The 14220-nt window shown below is 70.6% G+C and carries 15 protein-coding genes; 5 read left to right on the plus strand and 10 right to left on the minus strand.

Annotated elements, in window-relative coordinates; translation table 11 throughout:
• Window positions 1-873: metallophosphoesterase (locus J7E93_RS14360; RefSeq protein ID WP_251066543.1), on the plus strand; the 873-nt coding region annotated here is incomplete at its 5' end.
• A 249-nt stretch (window positions 874-1122) separates the two neighbouring features.
• A complete protein-coding gene (locus J7E93_RS14365; protein ID WP_215069245.1) occupies window positions 1123-2679 on the plus strand; it encodes an ABC transporter substrate-binding protein in 1557 nt (518 codons plus the stop codon).
• A gap of 62 nt (window positions 2680-2741) precedes the next feature.
• On the opposite strand, the gene J7E93_RS14370 is transcribed toward J7E93_RS14365, so the two are convergent.
• The 3 genes from J7E93_RS14370 to J7E93_RS14380 form a co-directional block, all read right to left on the minus strand.
• A complete protein-coding gene (locus J7E93_RS14370; RefSeq protein WP_308368599.1) occupies window positions 2742-3455 on the minus strand; it encodes a TetR family transcriptional regulator in 714 nt (237 codons plus the stop codon).
• A 209-nt stretch (window positions 3456-3664) separates the two neighbouring features.
• The gene (locus tag J7E93_RS14375; RefSeq protein WP_215069247.1) at window positions 3665-4108 is read right to left on the minus strand and encodes a thiol-disulfide oxidoreductase DCC family protein; all 444 of its coding nucleotides are present in this window, start codon (window positions 4106-4108) and stop codon (window positions 3665-3667) included.
• A gap of 7 nt (window positions 4109-4115) precedes the next feature.
• Window positions 4116-4559, minus strand: coding sequence for a hypothetical protein (locus tag J7E93_RS14380; RefSeq protein WP_215069249.1), 444 nt, complete (start codon window positions 4557-4559; stop codon window positions 4116-4118).
• A gap of 147 nt (window positions 4560-4706) precedes the next feature.
• Here J7E93_RS14380 and J7E93_RS14385 point away from each other — a divergent pair, with 147 nt between their 5' ends.
• The gene (locus tag J7E93_RS14385; RefSeq protein WP_215069251.1) at window positions 4707-5504 is read left to right on the plus strand and encodes an alpha/beta fold hydrolase; all 798 of its coding nucleotides are present in this window, start codon (window positions 4707-4709) and stop codon (window positions 5502-5504) included.
• An 87-nt stretch (window positions 5505-5591) separates the two neighbouring features.
• On the opposite strand, the gene J7E93_RS14390 is transcribed toward J7E93_RS14385, so the two are convergent.
• Window positions 5592-6839, minus strand: coding sequence for an MFS transporter (locus J7E93_RS14390; RefSeq protein WP_215069253.1), 1248 nt, complete (start codon window positions 6837-6839; stop codon window positions 5592-5594).
• Between the two features lie 86 nt (window positions 6840-6925).
• Between J7E93_RS14390 and J7E93_RS14395 the strand changes: the two genes are divergently transcribed.
• Window positions 6926-7465 carry a MarR family winged helix-turn-helix transcriptional regulator gene (locus tag J7E93_RS14395; RefSeq protein WP_215069255.1) on the plus strand — a complete coding sequence of 180 codons (540 nt, stop codon included), beginning with the start codon at window positions 6926-6928 and terminating at the stop codon, window positions 7463-7465.
• Window positions 7466-7542: 77 nt separating this feature from the next.
• Here J7E93_RS14395 and J7E93_RS14400 read toward each other — a convergent pair whose 3' ends face one another.
• The 6 genes from J7E93_RS14400 to J7E93_RS14425 all read right to left on the minus strand — a co-directional run bounded on the left by J7E93_RS14400 (window position 7543) and on the right by J7E93_RS14425 (window position 12340).
• Complete coding sequence (locus tag J7E93_RS14400) at window positions 7543-8058, minus strand: hypothetical protein (protein WP_215069256.1); 516 nt, start codon at window positions 8056-8058, stop codon at window positions 7543-7545.
• Between the two features lie 154 nt (window positions 8059-8212).
• Window positions 8213-8971 carry a succinate dehydrogenase iron-sulfur subunit gene (locus tag J7E93_RS14405; protein ID WP_215069258.1) on the minus strand — a complete coding sequence of 253 codons (759 nt, stop codon included), beginning with the start codon at window positions 8969-8971 and terminating at the stop codon, window positions 8213-8215.
• Window positions 8971-10731 carry a succinate dehydrogenase flavoprotein subunit gene (gene sdhA / locus J7E93_RS14410; RefSeq protein WP_215069260.1) on the minus strand — a complete coding sequence of 587 codons (1761 nt, stop codon included), beginning with the start codon at window positions 10729-10731 and terminating at the stop codon, window positions 8971-8973. Before sdhA ends, J7E93_RS14405 begins: the two co-directional genes overlap by 1 nt.
• A 25-nt stretch (window positions 10732-10756) precedes the next feature.
• Window positions 10757-11233, minus strand: coding sequence for a succinate dehydrogenase hydrophobic membrane anchor subunit (locus tag J7E93_RS14415; protein ID WP_215069262.1), 477 nt, complete (start codon window positions 11231-11233; stop codon window positions 10757-10759).
• 8 nt (window positions 11234-11241) lie between these two features.
• Window positions 11242-11622, minus strand: coding sequence for a succinate dehydrogenase, cytochrome b556 subunit (gene sdhC / locus J7E93_RS14420; RefSeq protein ID WP_215069263.1), 381 nt, complete (start codon window positions 11620-11622; stop codon window positions 11242-11244).
• A gap of 172 nt (window positions 11623-11794) precedes the next feature.
• Window positions 11795-12340, minus strand: a complete 546-nt coding sequence (locus tag J7E93_RS14425; RefSeq protein WP_215069380.1) for a 2-oxo-4-hydroxy-4-carboxy-5-ureidoimidazoline decarboxylase — start codon at window positions 12338-12340, stop codon at window positions 11795-11797.
• Between the two features lie 213 nt (window positions 12341-12553).
• Between J7E93_RS14425 and J7E93_RS14430 the strand changes: the two genes are divergently transcribed.
• Window positions 12554-14176 carry a glycoside hydrolase family 20 protein gene (locus J7E93_RS14430; RefSeq protein WP_215069265.1) on the plus strand — a complete coding sequence of 541 codons (1623 nt, stop codon included), beginning with the start codon at window positions 12554-12556 and terminating at the stop codon, window positions 14174-14176.
• Window positions 14177-14220: the final 44 nt, after the last annotated feature.

The raw sequence follows: 14220 nt of genomic DNA on the forward strand, positions 1-14220 counted from the left end.
GATCGCGGCACTGCTGCCGGTGGCGCCCCGGCCGGCCCCGCCGCCCTGTCGCGGCGGCTGTTCGTCTCCCGGGTCGTCGGGGGCGCCGCGGCCGCCGCCGCCGTGGGGACCGTCGGCTACGGGACGTACGGGGTGCTGCGCGGCCCGCGCGTCAAGCGGGTCACCGTGCCCCTCGCCAAGCTGTCCCGCGCCGCACACGGATACCGGATCGCCGTCGTCTCCGACATCCATCTCGGGCCGATCCTCGGCCGCGCCCACACCCAGCGCATCGTCGACACCATCAACGCCGCCCAGCCCGATCTGATCGCCGTCGTCGGCGACCTCGTCGACGGCACCGTCGAGAACCTCGGCCCCGCCGCCGAGCCGCTCGCCCGGCTCCGCGCCCGCCACGGCTCCTTCTTCGTGACCGGCAACCACGAGTACTTCTCCGGAGCCGACGCCTGGGTCGACCACGTCCGCGAACTCGGCCTGCGCCCGCTGCGCAACGAACGCGTCGAGATCGGCGCCGGTTTCGACCTCGCCGGAGTCGACGACGTCGCCGGCGAGAGCGAGGGCCAGGGCCCCGACTTCGCCCGGGCGCTCGGTGACCGCGACCGCGCGAAGGCCGCCGTCCTGCTCGCGCACCAGCCGATCGTCGTCCACGACGCCGTCCGCCACGGCGTCGACCTCCAGCTCTCCGGCCACACCCACGGCGGTCAGCTCTGGCCCGGGAACTACCTCGCCGAGCTGGCCAACCCGACCGTCGCGGGCCTGGAGCGCTACGGCGACACCCAGCTCTACGTCTCCCGGGGCGCGGGCGCCTGGGGACCGCCGGTCCGGGTCGGGGCGCCCTCCGACATCACGCTCGTCGAGCTCGCGTCGAAGCAGGCCTGAACCGACCCGCGTACTGCCCGCGTACTGCCCGGGTGCTGCCAGGGCGCTGCTCGGTCAGTGCCGGGACAGTGCCCCGGCAGCGCCCGGATACGTGCCGCCCCGTCCCCCGAAGTCCCCCTATCCCGGACATATGCGTGCACTGTGAAGGTTTACTCTTCCACTTGTGAATTCCGTGTGATTGGGTGACGCCATCGCGGCACGGCCGGGCGCCGCCGCGACAGGGGCGGGCTCGAAAAAAGGAAGCACGGCATGCGGTCGACGGTCCGTTTGCGGATCCTCATCACTTGTGGAGTTCTGGTGGCCGCCGGGGTGGGAGGCTGGCAACTGCTGCCCTCCGACGACGTCCGGACCGACGCCATCACCGTCGGTACCACCGACGAGGTCACCTCCCTCGATCCGGCCGGCGCCTATGACGCCGGTTCCTGGGCGATGTACAGCAATGTGTTCCAGTCGCTGCTGACCTTCCAGCCGGGCTTCACCACGCCCGTCCCGGACGCCGCCAAGAGCTGCAAGTTCGTCGGCGCCAGGCTCACCACGTACCAGTGCGAGCTCCGCGACGACCTCACCTTCGCCAACGGCCGCAAGGTCACCGGCGAGGACGTCGTGTACTCCTTCGAGCGGATGCTGCGCATCAAGTCGGACGTCGGCCCGCAGCCGCTCTTCCCGACCCTCCGGAAGGTCCTGGCCGACGGCCAGACCGTCACCTTCGATCTGAGCGGCCGCGACGCGACCTTCCCGCTGAAGCTCGCCACCGGCGCCGGCTCGATCGTCGACCGCACGCAGTACCCGGCGAGGACGCTGCGCGAGGGCAACACGGTCGACGGCTCGGGGCCGTACGTCCTCAAGCAGTACAAGCCCGGCGAGAGCGCGCGGCTGGAGCCCAACCCGCTGTACCGGGGCGCGGTCGCCAAGGCCGGCCGCCCGGTCGTCGTCAAGTACTTCACCGAGTCCGAGAAGCTCGCTTCCGCGTGGAAGACCCATCAGGTCGACGTCACGCACCGGCAGATGCCGCCGCAGTTCCTCTCCACGCTGGGCGCCGGTGAGGACTCCACCCGGGTCACGGAGGCGCAGACCGCCGAGATCCGCAATCTGTACTTCAACGTGAAGTCCGGCTCGCCCATGGCGGAGAAGGCGGTCCGGCAGGCCGTCGCCGCCGTGATCGACCGCCCGGCGATCGTCACCGGCGCCTACCACGGCACGGTCCAGCCGCTGTACTCCCTCATCCCGCAGGGCTTCAACGGCCACAGCACGTCGTTCTACGACACGTACCCGGAGCCGTCCAGGAAGAAGGCCGAGAGCCTGCTGGAGGCCGCGGAGGTCGAGACGCCGGTGCGCTTCACCCTCGGCTACCGCAAGGACGCCACGTACGCCGCGGAGGCGGCCGAGCTGAAGCGGCAGCTGGAGGAGACGGGCCTGTTCGAGGTCAAGCTCGCCGAGGCGGAGTGGAAGGATTTCCAGAAGGCCTACGCGCGGGGCGACTACGACGCGTACCCGGTCGGCTGGCTCCCGGACTTCCCCGACTCGGACAGCTTCACCGCCCCGCTCGTCGGTTCCGGCAACGCCATGCACAACGGGTTCGCGAGCAAGAGGATCGACTCGTTGATCTACGCCACGCAGCAGTACAGCGACCGGGCCGCCGCGGCCAACGCGTTCGAGGACATCCAGACGGAGGTCGCCGACGACGTTCCGCTGGTACCGCTGTGGCAGAAGAAGGACTACGTGCTGGCGACGGCGGACGTCGCCGGCTCCCAGTACCTCTCCGACGGCACCGGCATCTGGCGCCTCTGGGAGCTCGACTGGGTCTAGGTCGCCTTCTGGCCCGGGCCCCAAGCCCCAAGCCCCAAGCCCCAAGCCCCGGGCCCCCGTGCTCAGTCGTTCTTTCCGGGCTTCTTCGCCTTCGTCTTCGCCTTCGGCACCGCGCGCTTCGGCATGCCCGAGGCCGCCATCCCGGCCGCCGTCGGCATGAAGTCGGCGAGGAGGTCGTGCGTCTCCTTCACAAGAGGGCGCAGCAGCCGGAAGCGCGAGAGCGAGATCGCCCGGGCGGTGACCGGGGCCAGACGCTCGACCAGACGCCGGCTGTTGGCGCAGCCCTCGGAGCGGTCGTACACCCAGAACAGCACCAGACCCATCTGCTGGAGCCAGAGCAACTGCGGGAGCGGCTCGGCCAGTTCGGGGTCGACCTTCACCGAGGCGCCGGAGATGACCCGTCGGTGCACCTCGATGGCCGCCTCGCGCGGGCCCTCGGACTCCGGGGAGAAGGGGCTGAGCGGGCTGTCCGGGTCGGCGGCGTTCTTGAAGAACTGGGCCGCGAACTCGTGGTACGGCTCGGCGATGTCGAGCCAGCCGAGCAGGACCCCGCGGATGCGGGCTGTGAGGTCCTTCTCGTCGCTGTCGAGGATCCCCGCGACGGCCGCCTGGTGTTCCTCGGCGATCCGGTCGTAGAAGCCCTGGACGAGGTGTTCCTTGGAGGAGAAGTAGTAGTACGCGTTGCCGACGGAGACCCCGGCCTCCTGGGCGATGGCCCGCATCGTCGTCTTGTCGTAGCCGCGCTCCTTGAAGAGCCGGAGGGCGGTTTCGAGGATGAGGGTGCGGGTCTGTTCGCTCTTCGGGGCCTTGGCGGGGGCCTTGGACCCGGCCGCGTCTTCTGCCCCGCCGGTCCCGTCCGTCCCGTCCGCCCCGCCCGTCCCTTCCGCCGCGCCCGCCGCGCCGAGTTCGACCGCCTCGGCGGGTTCGGCGGCGTCGGCGGGCTTCTCGTCCTTCACGTCCTTCACGTCCTTCACAGTGCCCGAGCCTATCCGGGAGCGCCGGGCAGCTCACACAGCCCGTCCTCGCAGCCAGGCCCGTAGGCCTTGACCGCCTCGCGCCACTTGGCGGCGGCGAGGACGGTCGCCCGTGCGAACGGCTGCCCGGCCGGCGTCGCCAGCCAGTGGGCCTTGGGCCGGTGGTCGGCCAGGGCCCAGAGGCAGACGATCCAGGCGGAGGTGGCGCGGTAGACCTGCCCCCGGTCCCCGATCACGGTGATCTCCCGCAGGGTGGACGCGTGATCGAGGCCGGGGAAGCGGCGCCTGGCCTCCTGGGAGGCGGCCGGGACCAGGTCGAGCGGGACGAGCTGGCGCTGCCGCATGAGCCAGTGCCGCAGATGGACACAGAGCGAGCAGTCGGCGTCGTACAGCACCGTCAGCCGGTGGACGGGCGTGATCGGTCGCCCCGGCGGTGGCCCGGTCGGCGTCGTCATGGGGCGCTCACACCCCGGCGCCCGCGCCCGCGGCGGGCGGTGTCCACGGGCCCTTGGCCGGACCGGTCCAGCCCTGCGGGGGCACCGGCGGGACCTGCTCACGCTCCATCACGCCGCGGCGGCGGATCTTGTTGAGGACGTAGACGTTGCCGAGGTGCATCACGCCGAGGACGAGCAGCACCACGCCGAGCTTGACCGAGAGCGCCTCGAAGAGGTTCCGGGCGTCGACGACGGTGTCCTCCTGGCCGAGGTAGAGGGCGACGAAGCCGAAGTTGACGAGGTAGAAGCCGACCACCAGGAGGTGGTTCACGGCCTCTGCGAGTTTCTCGTTCCCGTGCAGGACGTCGGCGAGGAAGATCCTTCCGTTGCGGCTGAGCGTACGGGCGACCCAGACGGTCAGGCCCACGCTGATCAGCAGGTAGACGATGTACGCGACGACAGTGAGGTCCATGCCCCACGCTCCCTTGAACGCGTTCAAAAGCTGACGTTCATGACTCTAGGGCGTTCTTTGAACATGTTCAAGTGGGTGGCACGCGTCCGTCCGCGCCTCCGGACAAAAGAACAGGCGCTCAGCTGTCCGGCCGCCTAAGGTCAGCGCGTGACGCTCTCTCATGACCTGGCCGGTGAAGGCCCCAGCACTGTCGTCCTGCTCCACTCCGGCGTCTGCGACCGAAGGATGTGGGACGCCCAGTTCGAGGCGCTGGCCGCCGCCGGGCACCGCGTGGTCCGCTGCGACCTCCGCGGCTTCGGCGAGACGCCCGTCGACGCCCCGCACACCCACGCCGACGACGTCGTCGCGCTCCTCGACACGCTCGGCGTCGAACGGGCGGCTCTCGTCGGCTCGTCCTTCGGCGGCAAGGTGGCCCTGCAGCTCGCCGCCCGCCACCCCGAGCGGGTCTCCACGCTCGCCCTGCTCTGCCCGGGCATGCCCGGCCACGAGGGGAGCGCGGAACTGCGCGCCTGGGGCGGACAGGAGGACGCGCTCCTGGAGGCCGGCGACATCGACGGAGCGGTCGCCCTCAACGTCGACACCTGGCTCGGCCCGGAGGCCGGAGCCGAGGCGCGCGAGCGGGTACGCGTCATGCAGCGGCACGCCTTCGACGTACAACTCGCCGTACCGGAGGAGTTCTACCCGGTCGATCCCCAGGTCGCCGTCGAGGAGCTGGCCGGGATCGGCGTGCCGTGTCTGGTGGTCACCGGGGCGCACGACGTGGCCGACTTCCGGGCGATCGCGGCCCGGCTCGCGGCCCACCTGCCGGACGCCCGTCTCGTCGAACTGGACTGGGCGGGCCACCTCCCGGCCCTGGAGCGCCCGGAGGAGACGAGCGCGCTGCTCGTCGGATTCCTGGGGCGCCGCACAGCGGAGGTCGCGGCCCCCGCCGTACCGGGGCGGTGATCGCGCCGCACGGCGGAGGTCGCGGCCCCCGCCGTACCGGGGCGGTGATCGCGCGGTCCGGGGCCGCGTGACGGTCCCCCCTGCCGGTCAGCGCTCGGCGCCGAACCGTCGCACGCCGGGGGCCAGGGCCGTGCCCAGGCAGCAGCCGCCCACGATCACCCCGGCGGCGATCAGGGGGACTTCAGGCCCCCACGCCGCGGCGGCGACCGGAGCCAGGGCGTAGCCCAGGGGCATGGCGGCCAGGGAGAGCAGCCAGTCGTAGGAGGTGACGCGGGCCAGGGTGTGGGCGGGGACCGCCCGCTGGACGGCGGTCTCCCAGACGGGTGAGAGGAAGCCGAGGCCGGCTTGGGCGATCCCGTACGCGGCGATGATCAGAGGCGCGGGGGCGGGGACGGCCAGCAGGAACAGGGGCAGGGCGTAGGCGGCGAGCCCGAGGTTCGCCGTCAGGACTGGACGCCGGGGGCGCAGCCGGTCGGCGAGCAGGGCGCCGAGGAGGAAGCCCACGGCGCCGGTCTGCAGGAGCACCACCCAGACGGTCGTGCCGCCGAGCCGGGTGAGGGCGATCGACGGGCCGAGGGTCATCAGGACGGCGGCTGCGCCGTTCCAGGCGCTGTGGGCGACGAGGCTGGTCCAGTACCAGTCGCGGGACCTGACCTCCTGCCAGCCCTCCCTCAGGTCGGCGCGCAGGGAGCGGCGGGGGACCGGGACCCGCTCGACCCGTACGGCACGCAGCAGGGCGGCGCTGATCGCGAACGTGGCGGCGTCCAGGACGAACGCCCAGCCCGCGCCCGCCGTCCAGATCAGCGCGCCGGCGAGGGCGGGACCGCCGATGCGGGTGGCGCTCTGGGCCACGCCCATCGCCGCGTTGGCGCGCTGCAGCGCCTCGGGGGCGACCGTTCCCTTGATCAGCGGGGAGCCGGTCGGCATCGAGAACGCGCCGGCCGCGCCGCCGACGACCTCGGCCCCGGCGATCACCCACAGGCTCGGCTCGCCGCTCAGCAGCTGCCACCCGACGAGGAGTTGGGTCGCGCACCGGACGAGGTCGGTGGCCATCGCGACCGTACGGGCGTCGAAGCGGTCGCCGACGACACCGCCGACCGGCAGCAGCAGAAGCTTGGGCACCATCGCGCAGGCCAGGACGAGGGCGAGCGCGGAGGACGAACCGGTGGCCTCCCAGACGGCGATGGCGAGCGCGGCCGGGATGACGGCGTCACCGAGGAGGGAGAGCGCCCGGCCGGCGAAGAGCAGCCGGAAGGGGCGGGTGCGCAGCGGGTGGCGGACGGGCGCGGAATCCGGCACGGAGGAGGAGGACGGCTCGGGAGGGGCGGCGGACATGCCCCGGAGAGTATTTCGGTACCGAATAATTCGTCAACGAAATATTTGGGATCGAAGGAACGCCGGGCGCGACGTACGATCGATCCATGGAGCCGACCGACCCCGCAGGGCCGACGCAGCGCGACTGGACCGACGAGCACGTGGCTCGCTGGCAGCCGGTCCTGCCCGGCCTCGACCCCGTCGTCGAGGGCGCGGTCACCCGTATGAAGAAGCTCTCCGTCCATCTGCGCCGGGTCCGCGAGCAGTCACTCCTCGACTTCGACCTGGAACGCCACGAGTTCGACACCCTCCACAAGCTCGCCGGCCGCGGCGGCAGCGCCGCCCCCTCCGAACTCGCCCAAGACCTCGACCTCGCCCCCGCCTCCGTCACCGGCCGTCTCGACGCCCTGGAGAAGCGCGGCTTCGTCCGCCGCACACCGTCCACGACGGACCGGCGCCGGGTCGTCGTCGAACTCACCCCTTCCGGCCGGGAGACCTGGCTCGGCGCCATGGACGTCCTCGGCCACGAGGAGGACCGGCTGCTCGGTGTCCTCGACGAGGACGAGCGGGTGCTGTTCAACGACATGCTCCGCCGGATCATGGTGGTCGCCGAGGAGACCGGCGGCACCGAGGCCTGGCACGGCTGACCGGCCCACGCCGGGCTCGGCGACGGGGCCGCGCCGGCTGATGGCCGGCACGGTCGTCCCGAGCGTTCCGGCAGGGCTTACATGCTCAGCGAACGCGCGTAGTTGAGCTGTCCCATGACCCGGTGGATGGTGTCCGGTCCGGTCGCCGGGATCATGGTGGTGTGGTGCCGGCCGCCGCTGGTCACGGTGACCTGGATGAAGCCGGTGGTGTGCTTCTCCTTCATCAGCAGGAACAGCAGACCGATCAGGCACAGCAGGGCGAAGATGATGGCCAGCACGATCGCGACGGTCGGGATCTTCTCCTCGGTCCGCGACATGTCCATCGCGTTCCACACCGCGCCCTTGAGCGGCATCGCACCGGCCGGCGTGATGATCTGGTCCCCGACGACGGTGATGTCACCGAGGCTCAGCAGCGGCGCTCCGCCCCCCTGGGGCACCGGCGGGTACTGCGGCGGGACCGGCACTCCGTCGGCCAGCGTCGGCTGGTACGCGGGGCCCGACCCCGCATGCGGATACCCGTACCCGGGCGTTCCGGCCTGCTGATCAGGCCCCCAGGTGTACTCACCGTCCGCGTAAGGGTTCGGCTCGCTCATATCTTCCCCGCTTTCCACAACGCTTGCGACAAGGCTTGCGACAACGACAGAAGCCCGCTCCTGCACGCCGCAGCGTACAGAAGCGGGCTTCCGGACCGAACTGTGTGACGGAACCAGGTGACGGAACCGGGTGACGGAACCAGGAAACCTGGTGTCAGAAGCGACGCGTGATCAGCGCGCGCTTGACCTCCTGGATCGCCTTCGTGACCTCGATGCCACGCGGGCAGGCGTCCGTGCAGTTGAACGTCGTGCGGCAACGCCACACGCCGTCCTTGTCGTTCAGGATCTCCAGGCGCTGCTCGCCCGCCTCGTCACGCGAGTCGAAGATGAAGCGGTGCGCGTTGACGATCGCGGCCGGACCGAAGTACTGGCCGTCGTTCCAGAAGACCGGGCAGGACGACGTGCACGCGGCGCACAGGATGCACTTGGTGGTGTCGTCGAAGCGCTCGCGGTCCTCGGCCGACTGCAGACGCTCGCGCGTCGGCTCGTTGCCCTTGGTGACCAGGAACGGCATGACGTCCCGGTACGCCTGGAAGAACGGCTCCATGTCGACCACGAGGTCCTTGAGGACCGTGAGGCCCTTGATGGCCTCGACCGTGATCGGCTTCTCCGGGTTGATGTCCTTGATCAGCGTCTTGCAGGCGAGCCTGTTCTTGCCGTTGATCCGCATCGCGTCGGAGCCGCAGATGCCGTGCGCGCAGGAGCGCCGGAAGGTGAGCGAGCCGTCGACGTCCCACTTGATCTTGTGGAGGGCGTCGAGCACGCGCTCCTTGGGGTCGATCTCGATCTGGAAGTCCTCCCAGACCGCCGCGTCCGAGACCTCGGGGTTGAAGCGGCGGATCCGGAGGGTGACCGTGATGTACGGCGAGGCGGCGGAGTCCTTCTCCACCTTGTCGAGTACGGGGGTAGCCATCAGTACTTACGCTCCATCGGCTGGTAGCGGGTCTGGACGACGGGCTTGTAGTCGAGACGCACGGTCTCGGAGCCGTCGGCGCCGACCTCGCGGTACGCCATGGTGTGGCGCATGAAGTTGACGTCGTCGCGGTTGGGGTAGTCCTCGCGGTAGTGACCGCCGCGGGACTCCTTGCGCGCCAGGGCCGAGACGGCCATGACCTCGGCCAGGTCGAGCAGGTTGCCCAGCTCGATGGCCTCCAGCAGATCCGTGTTGAAGCGCTTGCCCTTGTCCTGGATGGACACGTTCAGGTAGCGCTCGCGCAGCTCGGCGATCTTCTCGACCGCCGTCTTGATGGTCTGCTCGGTACGGAACACCATCACGTTGGCGTCCATCGTCTCCTGCAGCTCCTTGCGGAGCACGGAGACCCGCTCGGTGCCGGTGGAGTTGCGCAGCCGCTCGACCTGCTCGGCGACGAACGAGGCCGGGTTCTCGGGCAGCTCGACGAAGTCGGACTTCGCCGAGTACTCGGCGGCGGCGATACCGGCGCGCTTGCCGAAGACGTTGATGTCCAGGAGCGAGTTGGTGCCCAGACGGTTGGCGCCGTGCACGGAGACACAGGCGACCTCGCCCGCGGCGTACAGACCCGGGACGACGGTGGTGTTGTCGCTGAGGACCTCACCCTGGACGTTGGTCGGGATGCCGCCCATGGCGTAGTGCGCGGTCGGCTGGATCGGGATCGGGTCCGTGTAGGGCTCGATGCCGAGGTACGTACGGGCGAACTCGGTGATGTCCGGGAGCTTGGCGTCCAGCTGCTCCGGCGGAAGGTGCGTCAGGTCGAGGTAGACGTGGTCGCCCTCGGGACCGCAGCCGCGGCCTTCGCGGATCTCCGTGTAGATGGAGCGCGAGACGACGTCACGGGACGCGAGGTCCTTCATGACCGGCGCGTACTTCTCCATGAAGCGCTCGCCGTCCTTGTTGCGGAGGATGCCGCCCTCACCGCGGGCGCCCTCCGTCAGCAGGATGCCCATGCGCCAGATGCCCGTCGGGTGGAACTGGAAGAACTCCATGTCCTCCAGCGGCAGACCGCGCCGGTAGCAGGCCGCCTGGCCGTCACCGGTGAGGGTGTGCGCGTTGGAGGTCACCTTGAAGAACTTGCCCGTGCCGCCGGAGGCGTAGATCACGGCCTTGGCCTGGAAGATGTGGATCTCGCCGGTGGCCAGCTCGTAGGCGACCACACCGGCCGACTTCTTGAGACCGGTCTCGGGGTCCTCGGTGATCAGCTGGTCCAGGACGTAGAACTCGTTGAAGAACTCCACGCCCTCCTTGACGCAGTTCTGGTACAGCGTCTGGAGGATCATGTGACCGGTGCGGTCCGCGGCGTAGCAGGACCGGCGGACCGGGGCCTCGCCGTGGTTGCGGGAGTGCCCGCCGAAGCGGCGCTGGTCGATGGTGCCGTTCGGGGTCCGGTTGAACGGCAGGCCCATCTTCTCCAGGTCGAGGACGGCGTCGATGGCCTCCTTCGCCAGGATCTCGGCGGCGTCCTGGTCGACCAGGTAGTCACCACCCTTGACCGTGTCGAAGGTGTGCCACTCCCAGTTGTCCTCCTCCACGTTGGCGAGCGCGGCGGCCATGCCGCCCTGCGCGGCGCCCGTGTGGGAGCGGGTGGGGTAGAGCTTCGTCAGCACGGCGGTGCGGCTGCGCTTCGTCGCCTCGATGGCGGCGCGCATGCCGGCGCCGCCGGCGCCGACGATGACGGTGTCGTACTTGTGGATCTTCATGACGTGGATTACCTCAGCCCCGTGCCTAGCGGATGTTCGGGTCGAAGGTGAAGATCACCAGCGTGCCCAGAAGGATGGTGAACACCGTGGCGGTGTACAGCAGGCCCTTGAGCCACAGGCGCGTACCGGCCCGCTCCGCGTAGTCGTTGATGACCGTGCGAAGGCCGTTGGCGCCGTGCAGCATGGCCAGCCAGAGCATCAGCAGGTCCCAGACCTGCCAGAACGGGGACGCCCAACGGCCGGCCACGAAGGCGAAGCCGATCTTGGAGACGCCGCCGTCCAGCACGAGCTGGATCAGCAGGTGGCCGATGACCAGGACGACGAGGACGATGCCGGAGAGGCGCATGAAGAGCCACGCGGCCATCTCGAAGTTGCCTCGGGTCGCCCGCGGCGTCCTGCCGGTGCGCTTGCGGGGGGCCTCGATGTACGGGGCCGGGTTGTCCACGTCGTAGTGGGCGCCGCCCTCGACGGGACCGATCGCGGTAGAGGTGTCAGCAGACATGTCTGGCGTCAGCTCCCGAACAGTTCACGTGCGGCGTGCCCGAGGACCGGGTAGACGGAGAAGGCCATCAGCACGACCCAGATGCCCACGACGGTCCAGAGCATCTGCTTCTGGTAGCGCGGGCCCTTGGACCAGAAGTCCACGGCGATGACACGGAGACCGTTCAGCGCGTGGAAGAGGATGGCGGCGACGAGGCCGTACTCGAGGAGTGCGACGATCGGCGTCTTGTAGGTCGCCACGACATCGTCGTACGCCTCGGGCGAGACGCGGACGAGAGCGGTGTCCAGCACGTGTACGAACAGGAAGAAGAAGATGAGGACGCCGGTGACTCGATGAGCCACCCAGGACCACATTCCTTCCCGGCCGCGGTACAGCGTTCCAGCCGGCACGGAAAAACCCTCCGGGAGCGGGGATCAGGGTCGGCCGGCTTCAGTGTCGGTCTGACCCGGCCGGGTACGGTCCACCGGCCCTGGTCATCGTAGCGACGACTTGTCGGTTCGCTCGCGCGGGGTCCATAGGTGTGATCAAACAGGCACGGACGGGCTATCGCAGAAGCCCGGATCACCGCATTCCGGACGCCCCTGCGGGTGTGGCGAGGACTGCGACGTGATGGGCGAGCCGGGCGCGGGCGAGTCGGTGCAGCTCGTCGGCGGCGATCGCCAGCTCCTCCTCCGGTTCGTTGCCGAGCCGTGACCGGATGCCGGCGAGGACCTGGTCGAGCCGTTCGGCGGGCCGCACGCCGTCGAGGCTGATCACGAAGGCGTGCCCGAACCTGCTCTCGTACGCGGCGTGGGCGGCGCGCAGGGCGGTGTGCGCGGCGGGCGGGGCGTCCGGGTGCGGCGCCGCCGGGCGCTCGGCGGCCAGCGCCTCTTCGAGATCGGCGGCGGACAGGTCGTAACCGGCCTCGTCGGCGGCGGCGAGCAGCGCGTCGAGGGTCGGGTACGGACGGTGCGCGGCCACCCGTTCGGCCCAACGGTGACTGTGGCAGCAGGAGAGGAGCAGCTCCTCGGCGACGCCCGTGGCGACGGCGTTGAACCGTGTGAGGCCGGCGGGGCGCCGGGGGTCGCCCTGCTGGGCGGGTATCGCGGGCCTGGCGGGGGAGCCCAGGTTCCGGGACGGGGCGCGGGTGTCGCTGGTCAGCGTGGGCTCCGGGAAGGATGGGGTGGATGTGACGCAACGTTATCGACGGGAAGAGGGACCTGTCCGACGGATGCGCGAATTTCACCCGGAAGGGAGAGTTTCGGAACGTAGATCTGACATTCGGCGACGGATGGCCCCCCGAATGGCCGCCCGTCATCGACTGAGGGAGGATTCCGAGTGATGCGGTACTCCATACGTGGGCCCCACGCGGGCCCCACCCTCCTCGCGGCCGCGGTGGCACTGACCACCCTGACGGCCTGCTCCGACGGATCGCCCTCCGGGCCCGGCGGAGCCACCTCCGGCGTCGGCACCCCGTCCGCCGTCACGGGCGCGCCCACCAGTGCGACGCCCGAGCCCAGTCCCACGCCCACCCGGACGTACCCCCTCTCCACCGCCCCGCTCACCGTCCCCGCCGTGCGCTCCCACGAGGCGGCCCGCGGCCCCGGCTGGCGGCCGGTGCCCCAGGCCGGTGTCGTCGTCGCACCCGGCAGCGAAAAGCTCGCCGACGAGGGACGGCTGCTCGCCGGGGAGCTGAAGATCTCCTACCGGGGCGCCGTCGCCGCCCGCGCGGGCGACATCGAGTTGGCCCTCGGCGGGAAGGGCGCCGCCGAGTCGTACACGCTCACCACCCGCGACAACCGCGTCCGGATCTCCGGGCCCGACGAGGCGGGCGTCTTCTACGGCACCCGGACCCTCAAGCAGTCGGTGAAGGGCTCCGGTGCGATGCCCGAGGGCACGGTCACGGACGCTCCCGCCAAACCGCAGCGCGGACTGATGGTCGACATCGCGCGCAAGCACTTCACCGCGGCCTGGATCGAGGGCCGGGTGCGGGAGATGGCCGATCTGAAGCTCAACCAGCTCGGTCTGCACTTCTCCGACGACCAGGGCTTCCGGATCGAGTCCGACAGCCACCCCGAGATCGTCTCCGCCCAGCACCTGACCAAGGCCGAGGTCCGGCGGATCGTGGATCTCGCCGCGAGCCTGCACATCACCGTCATCCCCGAGATCGACTCGCCCGGGCACCTCGGCGCGGTCATCGCCGCCCACCCGGACCTCCAGCTCAGGAGCGCCTCGGGCCGGGCGCCGCGCGGCGCCGTCGACATCGCGAACCCCGCCTCGGCGAAGATCGTCGACGAGCTGCTGCGCGAGTACATGGGCCTGTTCCCGGGCGCGTACTGGCATCTGGGCGCGGACGAGTACGTGGCACTGATGTCGAAGGACCCCGAGGCGACCTATCCGGCCCTGGCGCGTGCGGCCCGTGCGAAGTACGGACCTTCCGCGCGGGTCCAGGACCTGGCGACGGGCTGGCTCAACGACCGCGCGGCGGTCGTCCGTCCGACGGGCCGGACGCTGAAGGCGTGGAACGACGGCTTCTTCCCCGGCGGGGTGGTGGGCGCCGACAAGGACATCGAGGTCGAGTACTGGACCGGCAAGGAGATCGGCGCCCGGCCGCCGACCGCCTATCTGAGCGCCGGCCGCAAGCTCGTCAACCTCAACGACGAGTACCTCTACTACGTCCTCGGCGAGCCGAACCAGTTCACGTATCCCACCGGGCGCCGGATCTACGAGCAGTGGACCCCGCTGGTCGTGCGTGGCACGACGCCCGTGCCGGAGCGGTACGGTCCGCAGATCCTGGGCGGCCGCTTCGCCGTCTGGTGCGACCTGTCCAAGGCGCAGACCCAGACCCAGGTGGCGGACGGCATCCGGATGCCGCTGACGGCGACGGCGCAGAAGCTCTGGGACGAGCGGAAGCCGACGATGACGTGGGACCAGTTCAAGGCGCTGGCCGCGAAGGTGCGCTGACCCACCGCTGACGGACTGAGGTACGGTCCCCTCCCCGCGTGCGG

Origin of the sequence: Streptomyces sp. ISL-36 (assembly GCF_018614205.1) — a bacterium.
Classification (GTDB): domain Bacteria; phylum Actinomycetota; class Actinomycetes; order Streptomycetales; family Streptomycetaceae; genus Streptomyces.

Coding starts and splice junctions, on each gene's coding strand:
- J7E93_RS14430 (WP_215069265.1), top strand. CDS start 12,554: ATGCGGTACTCCATACGTGGGCCCCACGCGGGCCCCACCCTCCTCGCG.
- J7E93_RS14375 (WP_215069247.1), bottom strand. CDS start 4,108: ATGACGACGCCGACCGGGCCACCGCCGGGGCGACCGATCACGCCCGTC.
- J7E93_RS14395 (WP_215069255.1), top strand. CDS start 6,926: ATGGAGCCGACCGACCCCGCAGGGCCGACGCAGCGCGACTGGACCGAC.
- J7E93_RS14405 (WP_215069258.1), bottom strand. CDS start 8,971: ATGGCTACCCCCGTACTCGACAAGGTGGAGAAGGACTCCGCCGCCTCG.
- J7E93_RS14380 (WP_215069249.1), bottom strand. CDS start 4,559: ATGGACCTCACTGTCGTCGCGTACATCGTCTACCTGCTGATCAGCGTG.
- sdhA (WP_215069260.1), bottom strand. CDS start 10,731: ATGAAGATCCACAAGTACGACACCGTCATCGTCGGCGCCGGCGGCGCC.
- J7E93_RS14415 (WP_215069262.1), bottom strand. CDS start 11,233: ATGTCTGCTGACACCTCTACCGCGATCGGTCCCGTCGAGGGCGGCGCC.
- J7E93_RS14365 (WP_215069245.1), top strand. CDS start 1,123: ATGCGGTCGACGGTCCGTTTGCGGATCCTCATCACTTGTGGAGTTCTG.
- J7E93_RS14400 (WP_215069256.1), bottom strand. CDS start 8,058: ATGAGCGAGCCGAACCCTTACGCGGACGGTGAGTACACCTGGGGGCCT.
- J7E93_RS14390 (WP_215069253.1), bottom strand. CDS start 6,839: ATGTCCGCCGCCCCTCCCGAGCCGTCCTCCTCCTCCGTGCCGGATTCC.